This window comes from Pseudomonas sp. FSL R10-0056 (genome assembly GCF_009600105.1).
Classification (GTDB): domain Bacteria; phylum Pseudomonadota; class Gammaproteobacteria; order Pseudomonadales; family Pseudomonadaceae; genus Aquipseudomonas; species Aquipseudomonas bubulae.
This window is the reverse complement of record NZ_WIWL01000171.1, coordinates 148,881-165,438: the sequence shown is the minus strand read 5'-3', so window position 1 is coordinate 165,438 and position 16,558 is coordinate 148,881. Positions and strand designations below refer to the sequence as shown.

Here is a 16,558-nt window from a genome sequence, read left to right as displayed (position 1 = left end):
GTACCGCCGCGACCATGAAACAACAGCAGCTCGACGCCTTGCTCACGGCAGATATTGACCAGGGCTTCCTGCGCCCGGTACTGCGCCCAGGCGGCCGCGGTGGTGCCCGCATCCTTGGCCGAGTCGGAATAGCCGATCATCACTTCCTGCGGGCCCTGCAGGTGCGCGCGATAACCCGGCAACAGCAGCAGGCGCTCGATCACCGGCCCCGCATTGTCGAGGTCGGCGAGGGTTTCGAACAGCGGTACAACCCGCATCGGCCGCTCCAGCCCAGCCTCCTTGAGCAATAGTTGCACCGCCAGTACATCCGAGGCAGCACCGGCCATCGAGATCACGTAGGAGCCCAGCGAGGCGCCCGGTGCGGCAGCGACTTCGCGGCAGGTCGCCAGCACTTCGGCGGTGTCGGCACCCGGCTTGAAATATCCGGGCAACAGCGGCCGACGGTTGTTCAATTCGCGCATCAGAAAGCTAAGACGCGCATCTTCGTCCCAGTCCTCATAGCGGCCCAGGCCCAGGTAATCGGTGATTTCAGTCATGGCCGAGGCATGGCGTGCAGCATCCTGGCGCACATCGAGGCGCACCAGGAACAGGCCGAAGGTTACAGCCCGACGCAGGAAATCGAGCAGCGGGCCATCGGCAATTACGCCCATGCCACAGGCATGCAGGGACTGATAACACAGCTGCAACGGCGCCAGCAGTTCGCGATTGTCCTGCAGCACTTCAGGCGGCGCGGCCTGGGTGCTCTGCAAGGCTGTATGCGCCCAATTGCGGGTGGCCCGCAGGCGTTCACGCAATTGTTTGAGTACGGCGCGATACGGCTCGGCGCTGTCGCCTGCGGCGGCCAGCAGTTGCGCCGAGGCCTGTTGCATCGACAGATCGGCCGCCAGTTTGTCGATATCGCGCAGGTACAGGTCCGCCGCCATCCAGCGCGCCAGCAGCAGTACTTCACGGGTAACGCTGGCCGTGACATTGGGATTGCCATCACGGTCGCCGCCCATCCAGGAAGCAAAGCGGACCGGTGCGGCCTCAAGCGGCAAATGCAGGCCGGTCGCGGCATGCAGGGCCTTGTCAGCCTTACGCAGCATATGCGGCACGGCGTGCCATAACGAATGCTCGATCACCGCAAAACCCCACTTGGCCTCATCCACAGGGGTAGGTCGGGTGCGACGGATTTCTTCGGTGTGCCAGGCCTCGGCGATCAACCGCTGCAAGCGCTGATGGATCTCGGATTTTTCCGCGAGGGTCAGGTCACGATGGTCCTGGGCCGCCAGTTGCTCGGCTATGGCATCGTACTTCTGGATCAGGGTGCGGCGAGTCACTTCAGTGGGGTGTGCGGTGAGTACCAGTTCAATTTCAAGACGGCTGACCTGGCGCGCCAGCGACTCGGGGTCATGGCCTTCGGCGAGCAGGCGCGCAAGCAGTTGCGGCAACACCAGCGCCTCAAACGGCTGGGGCTGGCCTTCTTCACGGCGGTGGATCAGTTCGTACTGCTCGGCAATGTTGGCCAGGTTCAAAAACTGGTTGAAGGCTCGCGCAACGGGCAGCACTTCGTCATCGCCCAGGGCGTCCAGAATGGCGCTTAACTCCTCGCCGGTGGTGCCGCGCCGGTCGGCTTTGGCCCCCTGGCGAATGCGCTCGATCTTGGCGAGAAAAGCTTCGCCGTATTGGTCACGAATCGTATTACCCAACAGCTCACCCAGCAGGTGAACATCATCGCGCAAGCGTGCATCAATATCGGTCATCAGCAGTTTCTCCAGCAGGATCCGGGGACAGCTCGTGCCCCAAGAGTGCGTTGCAAAGGCAGTTGGAGGCAAGCCATGGGAAGCACAGATTTAAAAAAATGCGCTGACCAATCGGTCAGAAAATCTTTTAGGCCAAATGCCATCTTTTATTGAACTATTCAAAAAACGCTTCGGTCACAGCCATTAACCATCACCGCTGGAACTCGTGTTCCAACACTCCGGGTGACGTCGCCAGTCGTGATGGAATTTGCTTTTTTAAGGAGCTTCCCAATGGAGTTGAAGACCATGATGACCCGCACTGTCAAAACCACCTCACCTCGCCTGCGCGGGCTAAAACTGGCTGCGCTGGCAATCGGCACCAGCTTCGTTCTGGCCGGTTGTGCTGGCAATCCACCTTCAGAGCAGTACGCCGTGACGCAATCGGCGGTGAACAACGCCGTGAGCGCAGGTGCCACTGAATATGCACCGGTGGAAATGAAGTCAGCCCAGGACAAGCTCAAGCAGGCCGAGCTCGCCATGCATGACAAAAAATATGACGAGGCCCGCCGCCTGTCCGAACAGGCTGAGTGGGATGCTCGCGTAGCAGAGCGCAAGGCCCAGGCAGCTAAAGCAGAGAAGGCTGTTCAGGATGCTCAGAATGCCGTTCAGCAATTGCGTCAGGAAGGCATGCGCAGCGTTCAGTAAACGCTGCCCTTTTTTGACTGCATCTGACGACACAGCATTCCTAATCGATAGAAAGGACGACATATCATGCGCAATACAGTAATGATCCCTGCCCTGTTGGCCCTGAGCGTTGGCCTGGCGGCGTGCTCGCACCAGCCCAACGTCAACCTGGAAAACGCCAAGACCAACTTCTCGGCTCTGCAAACCAACCCTGAAGCGACCAAGGTTGCAGCGCTCGAAACCAAGGACGCCAGCGAATGGCTGGACAAGGCTGAAAAGGCTTACCTGAACAAGGAAGACGAGTCCAAGGTTGACCAGCTGGCTTACCTGACCAACCAGCGTGTGGAAGTGGCCAAGCAGACCATCGCGTTGCGAACCGCTGAAAACAATCTGAAAAACGCCGGTGCGGCGCGCAACCAGGCCTTGCTCGATGCCCGTGATGCGCAGATCCAGCAACTCAAAGGCATGAACGCCAAGCAAACCGAACGCGGCACACTGGTGACCTTTGGTGATGTGCTGTTCCAGTTCGGCAAATCCGAGCTGCAACCCAACGGCATGCGCAATATCAACACCCTGGCCGAATACCTGCTGCAGAACCCGGACCGCAAGGTGATTGTCGAGGGTTACACCGACAGTGTCGGTTCGGCGGCTTTCAACCAGACCCTGTCCGAGCGCCGTGCCGAGTCGGTGCGTAATGCACTGGTGCGCAAAGGCGTAGACCCTACCCGCATCGTGGCGCAGGGCTATGGCAAGGAATACCCGGTGGCCAGCAACAGCACCGATTCTGGCCGCGCCCAGAACCGCCGCGTTGAAGTGACCATCTCCAACGACAACCAGCCGGTTGCTCCGCGTTCAACCATGAAGTAAGACATGAAAAAGCCCCGCCTGAGTAATCAGGCGGGGCTTTTTTTTGCGCAAATATATCCACAACTGTGGGAGCGGGCTTGCTCGCGATGCAGACAGCGCGGTTAGTCAGGCATACCGAGGCGATTCAATCGCGAGCAAGCCCGCTCCCACAACAGAACGTTACTGCTCCAGCTTCGGCGTTTCCTGGCCCAGGCAACGTACGGCCTGTTTCTTGTTGTTGACCAGCACACCGGTCAGGCCTTTTTGCTCGGTATCGAACAAGACGATGATGCCGTCGATGCACTGCGCCACCTGGTTGGCCGGCGTGAGCGAGACCTTATAGTCCTCCCCCGGGATAGTCTTGAGCATGGTGAAGTCGCTGAGCAGCAAGGCGTCCTCGGGCTTGGCAAAATGCAGGTAACCGTAGTACCACAGGGCGCCCACGGTGCCGATAATGCTGCAGATACCGGTGATGATCAGGGGGATGGCGTTGCGTTCTTCACTCATTGTTGGCTCTCGGATTCAAGTTCGGTGTTCGGTGACGCGGGGTAATTGGCAATTTCGCCCAGGCGCCGCACGCCATTGAAATGTTGCGGGTCATCCAGGTAACGCAGCATTACCTGACGCCAGGTCGGGTCGGCAAACGTCTGTACATGGCCGCCACGGGTCAGTTGCAGCACCTTGGGCGGTGGCGCAGCCTGGTACAGGCGCAGGCCATTGGAAAGCGGCACGATGGGATCATCGAGGCTGTGGAAGATCAGCATCGGCGTGTCGCCCATGTTCGGTATCGCGTAAAGAGCACTGTCGGCATCCGGTACCAGCCAGGACAGCGGCACCTGCAGCGGCCAGGTCAGCCAGGACGTACTCAGGGCAAACTGCCCCACTTCGCGGTAACTGGCCGGCACGCCATCGAGCACCACCGCCTTGACTCGCGCGCGCTGCTGCGGGTGCTCGCTCAGGTAGTGGATGCCCATGGCGCCGCCCAGGCTTTGCCCCAGCACAATCAGCGGCAGGCCCCGGGCTTGCGGCTCATGCTGCAACCAGTCAAAAGCGGCATCGATGTCCTGATACACCGCCGGCAGCCCGGGCTCTCCTTGGGACAGGCCGTAACCGCGGTAGTCGAGCATCAGCACTTGATAACCCTGCTCCGGCAACCAGGCAGTGGCGCCGAGATGGTAAGCCAGGTTGCCGCCATTGCCGTGCAGATGCAGCACCGTGCCCTTGAGCGGCACGCCTTTCTTGGCCGGTAGCCACCAACCGTGCAGGCGCGTGCCATCGGCGGCAGTCAGGGTGACATCGCTATAATCCAGGCCAGCGGCCTTCGGGGTAACCGGCTGGCCGGGCTCAGGGTAGAACAACAGGGAACTGCATCCGCTGAGGGTCAACAGCAGGCAGAGTGCAGCCAGGGTTTTCATCAGAAAGATTCGCCTGAACGAGTGAGTGTGGGAGCGGGCTTGCTCGCGATGGCATCGACGCGGTTCAACTGAAACGCAGCAGCGCCTGTATCGCGAGCAAGCCCGCTCCCACAGGGTTCACAAAATGTTGGAGTAATCCGCTTCGATACGGTCAAGGCTCAAATGGTTGAGGAAGTTGCTGAAGCACATCCAGGCCGAGAGCGCGTTCATGTCGCGGAACTGGTCCGGCAGGTACTTGGGCGCTACCACCAGGCCTTCATCCACCAACTGACGCAGGGTTCGCATGTCCTCCAGGGTGGTCTTGCCACAGAACAGCAGCGGCACTTGTTCCAGCTTGCCTTTACGTACGGCCAACTGAATGTAGTTGTAAACCATGATGAAGCCCTTGAGGTAGGACAAGTCTTTGGTGAATGGCAGTCCATTTGGCACCGACCCACGGAAAACCCGACTCGCGTTACCATAACTTTCTGGCATCTCGAAGCCTTGCTCGCGGAAAAACTCGTACACCTGCATGAAATCTGCGCCCTCCTCCACCATATGGATGGCGCGGGTTCGGTTGGTCAGTTTGCGCAGGCGACTGGGGTAGGAGGCAAAGGTGATGATCTCCATCAGGATTGCCAGGCCTTCCTGGGTCACGGTGGAAGAAGGCGGCCCCTTGGACAGGAAGGTGCAGATCGGCTGGTTCAGGCCATTGAGCGTGGTGCCCACATGCACCAGCCCTTCGTGGACTTCGAGGGCGCGCACGTCGCGTTCGTTGAACATCGCATCGGTTCGGATCTTGATGTAATCGGCACCCGCCGCCGCATCTGCCACGATACCGTCGGACTCGAACACGCGGATGGTTTCTTCAGCCTCGCCAAACACCTTGTTCAGGCGGCTTTGCAGCAGATTCACGGCATCCTTGGCGGTCAGGATCTTGGCTTCGTCCTTGAGCGCCCCGCGCCCGTCGATGTTGTCCAGGTAATCGGACATCATCAGGCCCAGGTCAGCCAGGGTCGGATCGCCAGCATGAAACGCATCGGAAGCTGCGCCATACAGCTCCTGGGAAATAAGCCCGAAATCCTCGGTGCCACGGGCTTCGAGCATGCGCACCACCATGCGGTATTCCTTGCACATGCGCCGCATGATCTGCCCGACCGGGTTGAACTGCCCCAGCTGGCGGGTGATATCCCGCTCGATGTTCTGGAACTCGGACTTCACCGCCGCCGAATCAAAAGCCAGTGGCCGGCCCAGGTAATAGTCGCGATCAACTGCAGGCATGGCCTTGCCTTTGGCCTTTAAAAAGCCCTGGCGGATGCTGTCATCCCACTTCACCGCATCCAGCACGCGGATCGGTGTCTGTGCCAGCACGATGCGGTCAGACAAGGTGCGTATCGTGCGCTGGTAGTCGTCCACCGGCAGCTTCCTTCAGTTAACAGCGTTATTTGGCCACACGTTTATAGCGGGCCGCTTCGACAAATACGTCGGAATTGGCCGGGTCATCCAGATAGGCAAAGACTTCAGCCGACGGGCTTTTGATCAGGGTACCCGTCCCTTCAGCGGTTTCCACCGGCTCACCGTTCAATGCGGACTGGCCAATGGCCTGCTTGATCTGATCCAGGTCAAGATCGTAGATCACCAGTTCGCCGTTATCGGTCAGCTCAAATCCGCTGAGGGTATGGTTGCCGCCCAGTTTGGCCGGTATCGCGGCCGAGGCATACCAGCGGCTGCCGTGGCGGGCGACGATAAAGACATAGCGCTCACGGGCCTTGGGTTCGCCCTTGGGGTAAACGACGGCCTGGTAGCGTGTTTTGTCGATGGCACTGATATCGAGATTGCGCGCCTGGCCCCAGGCATCCTTGCTGACCCATTTGCCCAGCAGCTGTTTGGGTGCCGGCTGCGCCTCGATCGGGGCCTGGCTGAAGGTCACGAGACAGCCGTTCAACATCAAAAACGACAATGCCATAAGCATCACGCGCCAAACTTTCATGCCTGCATCCTTCTATAGAGCGGCCAACACCAAGTGCATGTAACGCGTAAGAATAGCCAGACGGTCGTCATCCGCCTCGGGCTGCGCGCCATCAAGTAGGGCCTGATATTCCATCCGACCGATAATCGCCGTCAAGACTTTGGCATCCTGCTGAGGTTGTGTGGAGCCTAGCACTTCGAAGATCTGCCCGGCACCCTGCAGGAAAATCTGCTGATGGGCACGTACCAGCACCGCCAGCCGCGGGTTGATCAATGCGGCCTGATGAAAAGCTTGCTCGGCCATCAACTGGTCGCGGCGGGTGAGCAGTTGGCGCTGAAGGTAATCGGCGGTCATCCGTGCAATATCATCGGCCAGCAGCCCCCGCGCCCGGTGGCTGCCATCGCCCTGGGCCATCATTTCCCGCAACTTGCCTTCGGTGCCCTGCCACAGCTTGGCCATAAAGGCCGCACTGCGCTCCACATACTGGGCGAAGGTGTCGTTGATCAGGTCATCGATATCCTTGAAGTAATACGTGGTTGCCGACAACGGCACCCCCGCTTCGGCGGCCACCGCCCGATGGCGCACGCCCCGCACGCCGTCGCGTATGACGATGCGCATGGCAGCATCGAGAATCAACTGGCGGCGCTGCTCGCTGCCATGCCGGCTGGCCTTGCGACCCTGGTATTCGACACTTTGGGCAAGCGCCACCGCAACATTTGCTGCGCCTTGAGGAGGCATCACAGATTCCTTCTGAATTGAGCGGCGTTACCGAAACTGTGGGAGCGAGCCTGCTCGCGAAAGCCACCTTCGCGAGCAGGCTCGCTCCCACAAACTCTCCTGATTATTCTGCTGGCTGCATGCCAGGCAATAAAAAGCCGCCTTTAACGGCGGCTTCTTATTCTGCATCGTTACGCTTGCGGGCGCATATGCGGGAACAGGATCACGTCGCGAATCGACGGTGAGTTGGTCAACAACATCACCAGACGGTCGATACCGATACCTTCACCGGCAGTCGGCGGCATGCCGTATTCCAGGGCGCGGACGAAGTCGGCATCGTAGTGCATGGCTTCGTCGTCACCGGCGTCCTTGTCGGCTACCTGTGCCATGAAGCGCTCTGCCTGGTCTTCTGCGTCATTAAGCTCGGAGTAGGCGTTGGCGATTTCACGGCCACCGATGAACAGCTCAAAACGGTCAGTAACGTTCGGGTTCTCGTCGTTGCGACGGGCCAGCGGCGACACTTCGAACGGGTACTGGGTAATGAAGTGCGGTTGCTCCAGCTTGTGCTCGACCAACTCTTCAAAAATCATCACTTGCAGCTTGCCCAGACCTTCGAAGCCCAGCACCTTGGCGCCGGCTTTCTTGGCGATGGCGCGAGCCTTGTCGATGTCGTTGAGGTCGTCAGCGGTCAGCTCGGGGTTGTACTTGAGGATCGAGTCGAATACCGACAGTCGCACAAACGGTTCGCCAAAGTGGAACACCTTGTCACCGTACGGTACGTCTGTAGTGCCCAGAACCAGCTGCGCCAGTTCACGGAACAGCTCTTCGGTCAGGTCCATGTTGTCTTCGTAGTCGGCGTAAGCCTGGTAGAACTCCAACATGGTGAATTCAGGGTTGTGACGGGTCGACACGCCTTCGTTACGGAAGTTGCGGTTGATCTCGAACACTTTCTCGAAACCACCCACCACCAGACGCTTGAGGAACAGTTCCGGCGCGATGCGCAGGTACATGTCCATGTCCAGGGCATTGTGGTGGGTTTCAAACGGCTTGGCCGCAGCGCCACCCGGGATGGTTTGCAGCATCGGCGTTTCGACTTCCAGGAAGTCGCGTGCCATCAGGAAGCTGCGAATGTGGGCAATCACTTGCGAACGTACACGGAAGGTGTGACGCACGTCTTCGTTAACGATCAAGTCAACGTAACGCTGGCGATAGCGCTGCTCGGTGTCGGTCAGGCCGTGGTGCTTGTCCGGCAGCGGACGCAGGGATTTGGTCAGCAGGCGCACGCTGGTCATTTCAACGTACAGGTCACCTTTGCCGGAGCGGGCCAGGGTGCCTTCAGCGGCAATGATGTCGCCCAGGTCCCAGGTTTTTACTTCGGCCAGGGTTTCTTCCGGCAGGGTCTTGCGGTTGACGTAGACCTGGATGCGACCGGTCATGTCCTGGATCACCATGAACGAGCCACGGTTAAGCATGATGCGACCGGCAACCTTCACCGGAATGGCGGCTTCGGCCAGCTCTTCCTTGGACGCTTGCGCATACTTCTTCTGCAGGTCAGCGCAGAGGCTGTCACGGCGGAAGTCATTCGGGAAGGCATTGCCCTTGGCACGCACGGCAGCAAGCTTTTCCTTGCGCAGGGCGATCAGGGCATTTTCTTCCTGTTGCAGGTCTTGCGGGTCGAGTTGTTGGTCGCTCATGTCTTTAAAAATTCCATCACAGTTCTGTTGCCCCCGCCTTGCGGCAGGGGGAAGCGGGCTTTGGCGCGCCCTCTGGGCATCGCACTGGCTTCGCACACGTTTTGTTGCCGACTTACAGCCCTTGTTTCAGGCTGGCTATCAGGTATTCGTCGATATCGCCGTCGAGCACCTTGTCGCAGTCGCTGCGCTCGATATTGGTACGCAAATCCTTGATCCGCGAGGCGTCGAGAACGTACGAGCGGATCTGATGACCCCAGCCGATGTCCGACTTGGTGTCTTCCAGGGCCTGGGAAGCGGCATTGCGCTTCTGGATTTCCTGCTCGTAAAGACGCGCCCGCAGCATTTTCATCGCGGTGTCTTTGTTCGCATGCTGGGAACGTTCGTTCTGGCAGCTCACCACGGTATTGGTCGGCACGTGAGTGATACGTACGGCCGAGTCAGTGGTGTTTACGTGCTGACCACCCGCTCCGGAGGAGCGATAGGTATCGATCCGCAGGTCAGAGGGGTTGATGTCGATTTCGATGTTGTCATCGATTTCCGGCGAAACGAATACAGCCGAAAACGAGGTATGACGACGGTTGCCCGAATCGTACGGGCTTTTGCGTACCAGACGATGGACGCCAATCTCGGTGCGCAACCAACCAAATGCGTATTCGCCTTTGATATGAACGGTTGCACCCTTGATACCGGCAACTTCACCGGCGGACAGTTCCATGATGGTGGCATCGAAGCCGCGCTTGTCGGCCCAACGCAAATACATCCGCAGCAGGATATTGGCCCAGTCTTGCGCTTCGGTGCCACCGGAGCCAGCCTGGATGTCCAGGTACGCGTTGTTGGCATCCATCTCACCACTGAACATGCGGCGGAATTCGAGTTTTTCAAGGGCTTCGCGCAGGCGTTCAACTTCAGCGGCCACGTCATCGACGGCGCCCTGGTCTTCTTCCTCGGCGGCCATCAACAGCAGGTCTTTGGCATCGGCCAGGCCTGTGTGCATCTCATCGAGGGTTTCAACGATCTGCGCCAGCAGGGAGCGCTCGCGCCCCAGTTCCTGGGCGTATGCAGGGTTGTTCCAGACACTCGGATCTTCAAGCTCGCGATTGACTTCGGTCAGACGCTCATGCTTTTGATCGTAGTCAAAGATACCCCCGAATGGTTTCGGAGCGCTCTGACAGGTCCTTGATGCTGTTAAGGATCGGGTTGATTTCCATGGCTGGCGGCACTCTCAGGCGATTTTTACAAAGCCGGGGAGTATACCGTAAACCGAGCGTATCAGCAGCCCGCCTGGCGGGGTTATGTGGCCAGTGACAACAGGTCGCAAGCCTTCTTCGATGAGCGATACGTCGCACACGATTATGGGCACAGAATTACATCTGAAAGACGAGGCCATCTCAGCCGTACGACAAGTTTGAATACTACATAGGAATAATTACCCAATTTGAGAGAAAAGTACTACACGCCAAATAATTGCACTTAAAAACCTGCACCGCTATACCTACAACACACTTACAACACCTGATTACCTGATACCCACACGCCATATCCGAACAACCAATAATTAAATGGCAGCCCCATGTCGAACTTAGCGAACGGTCACTCATTCGGTATAGCGACCCCCCACTTCAAGTCCTCGATGATGGCCATGCAGGCCTATCTAACATCAGGGGCGACCCCGCATGCCGTATTAAGTGCAGCCGTGTCACTGACGTATAACCTCCCGCACTTATGCGGTCTGGGAGGCGACGCAATTATCATGCAATCAACCCCCCATAACCTGGCCATTTTCAATGGAACGGGCAGAACAGGTTTTCACCAGCATCACGACAACTACTTGCATAAAGGCCTTGTATCAATTCCTCGCAGAGGGATTTACAGCACCATGATCTATGGCTGCCCTTCAGCTTATGATCGTTATACACGCCTACATGACATCGACTTGAACGGCGTATTTAAACACCTGCACGACAATGACTTGAAACATGGCGTGGTGGCGTCCAGCAGTTTGATTCAGGCGTTTGATAACAGCACTAAAGACTCACTCAGACAGACACGGTTTTCACAATGGAACAAATACTTTATTCAACAGCAAGATCCAGCGCCCTTCTACCGTCAAACCCTGGCCACTTTGGCGCGTGAAGGTTTTGCATCCATGTACAGGGGGCAGTTGGCGGCGCAGGTATTTGACGCGCTGTCGACCTGCGACCCGCATTTGTATACACCTGAAGATTTTTCCGACTTTACCCCTAACCCCTCTGAAGTAAAAAAAACCACCTTCATGCACGCCAATGTCACGGCGCATGGCAGTAACAGTCCATGGAAAGAGCTGTTCCTGCTCTTGAAAGTCTACCAGTGGAGTGCCGAAGACACGGCCTTGCTCACACCGGCACAGCTCTGTACGGCAGCCGGGCTGATCGACAGCTGGGTGGCATCGCCGCTTTCTTCAGAGACGCACAGCGATGACAGCCTGAGCCAACAGGCCGCCCTGATCTATCAACAGCTCAAATTCGACAACCCCGAACCTGTGCCTCAATTGTCCAAACCCTCCCACACCATCTTTATGGCATGTGCCGAGGCCGACGGGACCCTGACCGGCATAACCAACTCGATCTTTACCCCCCTGGGGTCACTGTTCGAGATCGATGACACAGGCATTATCCTGAGCAACCGGGCATTCTCATTCAATGGCCCCCACCTGGGTTCGACCTTCAAAGGCAACACAGCCGCCAAACACACCACCAACTGCGTGCGCGTCACCACCGATCACCTGGAATTTATCATTGGTACATCCGGGGGACCTGTGCAGTCCCAGACACTGGCGTACGTCATCTACAAAATTATCGCTGAGCAATGCCCGGTTCAAACCGCGCTGTCGAGCCCGCGCTTTGCCAATCTGGGCCGGCACCCGAAGACAAACGGCATTACCTATTTAAGCGAATCCGCACAAACGAACCCGATATTTACCTGTACTCACGGGCTATCCGATAAATTCGGGGTGGTACAGCTGGCTGGCATCAACACCCTGACCGGTCAGGTGTTCGCCGCTGCAGACCCTCGTGGCAGCGGTGTGGCGCTGGCGGTATGAAGGCTCACAGTTGCGGTTCAGGCCATGCAGCCATACTGACTGTCGCCAGTGCTTTCTTTCTGGAAGTACTGGATGCAACCATCATGCTGATGGCCATCATCCCCATGGCCAACGACCTGGGCGCCAGCATCAGCGGCGTGACACTGTCACTGGCCACCTATCTACTGGCCCTGGTCTTGTTCCTGCCCCTGAGCGGGCATTTGTTCAACCGTTTCGCGCTTGCCCAACAATTCCTGTGCGGCCTGGCGATTTTTTGCCTCGCCTCCCTGGCCTGCGCCATCAGCCAGAATATTTACCTGCTGTGCATCGCCCGCCTTGTCCAGGGCTTTGGCAGTGCGTTGGTGGTACCTGCCGGACGAGCCTTGATCCTGGCCAACACCCCGAAGATTGCCATTCCCAAAACCATGGCCTGGCTGATTGCGCCTGCGCTCGTCGCCCCGATGGTTGCCCCCTATATGGCCAACCTGCTGTTAAACATCGGCAACTGGCGACTGATTTTTGCCTCTATCGGACTCTTTGCCGCAGGATTGATTATTGCCTGCCGCATCACCCTGTACTCACTGCCTGCCCCTGAAACCCCGCGTTTACAGCTTGATAAACATGCCTACGCACTATGGGCACTGTCCTCATCGGCCTTGTTCATGATGTTTATGGCGGCTTCGAATAACTGGCTCTTCTGCAGCGTTCTGGCCGCAGGTGCAATGCTCTATGGCAGCAAACGACTGTGCACAAGGCTGCACCAGCACGCGAAGGCGCAATTGTTTGATCTGTCCTTGCTCAATGATCCAGCGTTCAAGTTCAACATTTTCTCCGGCAGTTTGTTCCGTATCAGCATTTATGCATTTCCAACGCTGCTGATTATTCACCTCATGAAAAATTCGAATTATTCGCCCGTTTCGATTGGCCACTGCCTGTTGTTTATTTTCGCCGGCAACCTTGTTTCAAAACCCGTGGCAGCCCGGCTATTAACAGGCTGCCGCTGCCTGAAACGCTATTTCATCTATTCGGCACTGACGACATCCGTCACGTTGGGCCTGTTTCTTTTCCCGCCACTGCTCAGCCAACTACCGGCACTGTGGTTGATGTGTTTTCTACACGGTTGCGCACGCTCATTTCAATTTCTCGGCTACTCATCCACCGCACTGCGCAATGTGCAACAGCACCGCATGCATCACGCCAATATCCTGATCAGTTCGGTGATGCAACACAACGCCCTGATCGGCCAGGCAGTACCTGCCCTTCTGAGTGCCTTCTTTATTCCCGAACACCTGCCGTTCTTCACGATCGGCATGTCCACCGTGACGCTTGCGTCACTTCTTACCGTGCTTGGCGCACTGCGCCTGCCCAACTCAAACAGGAGCCATATCGACCCCATGCACTTCAAGTCCGATTAACGGAAAACCTGGGTATGTCCCGTACTCATGTGGTGTTACGCAAGGAGCTGAAGATGAAAGCATTGACGTTGAAAACCACCGTTGAAATTCCGATAGAGGGCGTTCCTCAACTCACCCGATTTGTGTCATTTGAAGGTGTCGATAAAGAACACTTCGCGCTATTGATTGGTGACTGTCAAACCACTCCCGTACTCACCCGGGTTCATTCCGAGTGCCTGACAGGCGATGTATTCGGCTCAAAGCGTTGCGATTGCGGCGCCCAGCTCAAAGAAGCCCTGTCGCAAATAGCCGCGCGAGGGGGTGGCGTATTGATCTATCTGCGTCAGGAAGGGCGCGGTATTGGCCTGTACTCCAAGTTCGATGCCTACCTGCTGCAAAACCAGGGCATTGATACCTTCACTGCCAACGAGATGCTCGGGTACGCCGATGACTTGAGAGAGTTTGAAAGTGCGGGGGCCATGCTCAAGGCCCTGCATATTCATCACATCGACCTGATTACCAACAACCCGGCAAAAATCCTGGCCCTGGAAAATTGCGATATCACCATCAATACCACCCTGCCCTCCGGGGTTTTCCTGACCGTCGAAAACGAGGACTACCTGCGCAGCAAAATCAATAAAAAACACCATACGATCAACTTGAAAAACAAAAAATGGTGATCGCAATGAGCACTTACATTCTGAATTTTTCACCTACAGGCATGCTACCAACAAAGCAGATGAACCCCCACACACCCATCAGCACCTCAGAAATTATCGACGATGTATTGATGGCCGCCGAACTGGGTGCGTCCATTGCGCACCTGCACGCCAGGGATCAAAAAACCGGCGAACCGACCTGCGACCTCAACACATTTGCCACTCTCTTCGAAGGCATCAGAAAATATAATAAACAACTGATTTTATGCGCCTCACTCAGTGGTCGAAACATTTCCGATCCAACTCTCAGAGCGCTGCCCCTGTCATTGGACGGTGACGCAAAACCCGATATGGGTTCATTGACCTTGTCGTCCATGAACTTTTCCACGCAGCCCAGCATTAATGCCCCGGCGACAATCAACTACCTCGCCGAACAAATGGCGCTAAAAGGCATCTCGCCCGAGGTTGAGATATTTGATAGCGGCATGTCGAACTACCTGCATTGCCTGATCAAAAAATCGTTAATGCCGCCCACTGTCTACGCCAATATTTTGCTGGGCAATATTTTTGGCGCACAGCCCAGTTTTGCGCACATGGCAGCCATTACCAGCTCACTGCCGGGCAATGTCGTCAGTTCTTTCGCCGGGCTGGGTAGCTATCAACTGCGCAGCAATACCCTGGCTCTCGCCTCTGGTCACGGCATCCGCATCGGCCTTGAAGACAATATCTGGCTCGACCATAAACGCACCATCCTGGCGAGTAATCGCAGCCTGCTCGAGCGCATCACCGCCATTGCCAACCTGCAGGAGTTGACACCCGCCACCCCCAGGCAGGTCAGGGAACAACTAGGACTGCAACCTGGACAAGGTCGCTATGGCTTGCCCCCTATCGTTGACTGATACGAGGAAACAGAAAATGGAGAATGTCTGGTTTACTCCCGAAAATTATCAACGCACCTCCAAAAACCTGCAGAGACGCTGTTTGAAACTATTGCTGTCGTTCGCGCCCCCCCAAGGCACATTGCTGGATGTCGGGTGCGGAACCGGTAATACCCTGCTCTTCACGGACAAAGAAAAGATTGAGCAGTACGTGGGCATTGATATTTCCGCTGACATGATTGCGTACGCCAACCGCGCTCATGCAGCACCCAATATCAGATTTATGGTCAGCGACTTCCTGGACTGTCCCCTCGAACACTGGCCAGCGTTTGACGCAGCCGTCTGTGCCGCCTGCCTGCATTGGTTTATTCCCAACGAACAAACTGTTATCGATAAATTATTCAGGGCTTTGAAACCGGGCGGTTACTTATATTTATCCTGTGCTTTCGACTTCGATTATGTACAAGGTGAGCGATCGATCCAGGAGCGGGTGCTGACCGCTATCCGCCAGCAATACCCCTGTATTGCTGAGCCCGTGGTATTCGATGATTTCAGGTTCAACAGGCACTCCCTTGTCACGGCACTTCACGGTTTCGAGATCATTCGCTCGCACCGTATCGAGGAACCCGTGCACTTCAAGACGTTTGAAGATTTCAGGGATTGGCACCTGGGTAGCGGCTCCGTGGTCTATGGACAGTTCGAAGAAAGCGTCCGCGACCTGGCAATCGCCGCTTACTATCAAAAACTCTATGAGCACTATTGCGCCGCAGAATACAAAACCGCGTATTCCACTGGCTTGATGCTGCTTAAAAGGAGGGCTGCCTGATGTATACCGGAATTGTTCAAGGCACTGCCCGAGTGCTGTCGGTGCACACGCAGGCTGGGCACAAACGTATCGTCCTGGCCCAGAAAGCCTCTCTATTCGAAAACGTTGATATCGGTGCCAGCGTGTCGGTCAACGGCACCTGCCTGACCGTCGTTGCCTACTCTGCAGGCACCGCGACGTTTGATATTTCTCACCGAACGGCCGAAATCACGACACTCAAACACTTGAGTATCGATGAGCAGGTCAATATTGAACGCTCACATCGAACTGGCGATGAGAATGGCGGGCACGCACTGTACGGCCATGTTGAAAGTACCGCGCAGGTCGTGTCGTGGCAGCCACTGGGCGAAACGGTGACTGCGCAACTCCAGCTGGATGCGTCGACCTTTGCCTACCTGTTCAAAAAGGGTTTTGTCGGTATGCATGGCTGCAGCCTCACCATCGATAGCCTGGATGAAGAGCGGCACTGGGTGACGGTCAACCTGATTGCGCAAACACTCGCCCTGACCAATTTGAGCAGCTTGCGGGTGGGCGACCGGGTCAATATCGAAATCGACCAGACCACCCGCACCCTGGTGGATACCCTTAGGACTACCCTGGCCCGCCTGCTCCCGGGAAACCTGTAGCGTGCGGCAAAGCCGTCATCGTTGATGCCATCGCGCGCAGGCTCGCTCCCACGACAGTGCTGTAAGCACTCCGGCTGTGTAAACGACACAAA

General features: G+C 56.9%; 16 protein-coding genes. 8 read left to right on the top strand and 8 right to left on the bottom strand.

Annotation, left to right across the window (positions count from 1 at the left end; genetic code table 11):
• A partial coding sequence (locus tag GHO42_RS10815) for a phosphoenolpyruvate carboxylase (protein WP_153384151.1) occupies positions 1 to 1,742 on the bottom strand: 1,742 nt, incomplete at its 3' end.
• A 270-nt stretch (positions 1,743 to 2,012) separates the two neighbouring features.
• Between GHO42_RS10815 and GHO42_RS10810 the strand changes: the two genes are divergently transcribed.
• Together GHO42_RS10810 and GHO42_RS10805 are read left to right on the top strand one after the other, a co-directional pair.
• Complete coding sequence (locus GHO42_RS10810) at positions 2,013 to 2,426, top strand: DUF4398 domain-containing protein (RefSeq protein ID WP_019822131.1); 414 nt, start codon at positions 2,013 to 2,015, stop codon at positions 2,424 to 2,426.
• Positions 2,427 to 2,492: 66 nt separating this feature from the next.
• On the top strand, positions 2,493 to 3,272 hold the full coding sequence (locus GHO42_RS10805) for an OmpA family protein (RefSeq protein WP_095001282.1): 780 nt from the start codon (positions 2,493 to 2,495) through the stop codon (positions 3,270 to 3,272).
• 159 nt (positions 3,273 to 3,431) lie between these two features.
• On the opposite strand, the gene GHO42_RS10800 is transcribed toward GHO42_RS10805, so the two are convergent.
• The 7 genes from GHO42_RS10800 to prfB all read right to left on the bottom strand — a co-directional run bounded on the left by GHO42_RS10800 (position 3,432) and on the right by prfB (position 10,233).
• Complete coding sequence (locus GHO42_RS10800; protein ID WP_029611547.1) at positions 3,432 to 3,758, bottom strand: hypothetical protein; 327 nt, start codon at positions 3,756 to 3,758, stop codon at positions 3,432 to 3,434.
• On the bottom strand, positions 3,755 to 4,666 hold the full coding sequence (locus GHO42_RS10795) for an alpha/beta hydrolase (RefSeq protein WP_138738570.1): 912 nt from the start codon (positions 4,664 to 4,666) through the stop codon (positions 3,755 to 3,757). The genes GHO42_RS10800 and GHO42_RS10795 overlap by 4 nt, the downstream gene beginning before the upstream one ends.
• A 117-nt stretch (positions 4,667 to 4,783) precedes the next feature.
• A complete protein-coding gene (locus tag GHO42_RS10790; RefSeq protein WP_095001280.1) occupies positions 4,784 to 6,061 on the bottom strand; it encodes a flavohemoglobin expression-modulating QEGLA motif protein in 1,278 nt (425 codons plus the stop codon).
• A gap of 25 nt (positions 6,062 to 6,086) precedes the next feature.
• Entirely contained in the window at positions 6,087 to 6,635 is a 549-nt protein-coding gene (locus GHO42_RS10785) for a hypothetical protein (protein WP_095026621.1), read from the bottom strand.
• A 12-nt stretch (positions 6,636 to 6,647) separates the two neighbouring features.
• The gene (locus tag GHO42_RS10780) at positions 6,648 to 7,352 is read right to left on the bottom strand and encodes a TetR/AcrR family transcriptional regulator (protein ID WP_095001278.1); all 705 of its coding nucleotides are present in this window, start codon (positions 7,350 to 7,352) and stop codon (positions 6,648 to 6,650) included.
• Positions 7,353 to 7,522: 170 nt separating this feature from the next.
• Positions 7,523 to 9,025: a lysine--tRNA ligase gene (lysS, locus tag GHO42_RS10775; RefSeq protein ID WP_095001277.1), complete on the bottom strand. Its 1,503-nt coding sequence runs from the start codon at positions 9,023 to 9,025 to the stop codon at positions 7,523 to 7,525.
• A 112-nt stretch (positions 9,026 to 9,137) separates the two neighbouring features.
• Positions 9,138 to 10,233 (bottom strand): peptide chain release factor 2 gene (prfB, locus tag GHO42_RS10770; RefSeq protein WP_130872011.1). Its coding sequence is split into 2 segments (ribosomal slippage): positions 9,138 to 10,160 and positions 10,162 to 10,233, totalling 1,095 coding nucleotides; the frame shifts between segments, so codons are not numbered across the junction.
• Positions 10,234 to 10,595: 362 nt separating this feature from the next.
• Here prfB and GHO42_RS10765 point away from each other — a divergent pair.
• From GHO42_RS10765 to GHO42_RS10740, 6 genes are read left to right on the top strand one after another with little or no spacing between them, the layout of a single operon-like run.
• Positions 10,596 to 12,104 carry a gamma-glutamyltransferase gene (locus GHO42_RS10765; protein ID WP_095018185.1) on the top strand — a complete coding sequence of 503 codons (1,509 nt, stop codon included), beginning with the start codon at positions 10,596 to 10,598 and terminating at the stop codon, positions 12,102 to 12,104.
• Complete coding sequence (locus tag GHO42_RS10760) at positions 12,101 to 13,498, top strand: MFS transporter (RefSeq protein WP_146541357.1); 1,398 nt, start codon at positions 12,101 to 12,103, stop codon at positions 13,496 to 13,498. The genes GHO42_RS10765 and GHO42_RS10760 overlap by 4 nt, the downstream gene beginning before the upstream one ends.
• A 14-nt stretch (positions 13,499 to 13,512) precedes the next feature.
• Entirely contained in the window at positions 13,513 to 14,157 is a 645-nt protein-coding gene (ribA, locus tag GHO42_RS10755; protein WP_232527636.1) for a GTP cyclohydrolase II RibA, read from the top strand.
• Positions 14,158 to 14,162: 5 nt separating this feature from the next.
• Positions 14,163 to 15,035 carry a 3-keto-5-aminohexanoate cleavage protein gene (locus GHO42_RS10750; protein WP_153326489.1) on the top strand — a complete coding sequence of 291 codons (873 nt, stop codon included), beginning with the start codon at positions 14,163 to 14,165 and terminating at the stop codon, positions 15,033 to 15,035.
• Positions 15,036 to 15,051: 16 nt separating this feature from the next.
• On the top strand, positions 15,052 to 15,840 hold the full coding sequence (locus tag GHO42_RS10745) for a bifunctional 2-polyprenyl-6-hydroxyphenol methylase/3-demethylubiquinol 3-O-methyltransferase UbiG (RefSeq protein ID WP_165484566.1): 789 nt from the start codon (positions 15,052 to 15,054) through the stop codon (positions 15,838 to 15,840).
• Positions 15,840 to 16,466, top strand: coding sequence for a riboflavin synthase subunit alpha (locus tag GHO42_RS10740; protein ID WP_095018188.1), 627 nt, complete (start codon positions 15,840 to 15,842; stop codon positions 16,464 to 16,466). Before GHO42_RS10745 ends, GHO42_RS10740 begins: the two co-directional genes overlap by 1 nt.
• Positions 16,467 to 16,558 lie beyond the last annotated feature (92 nt).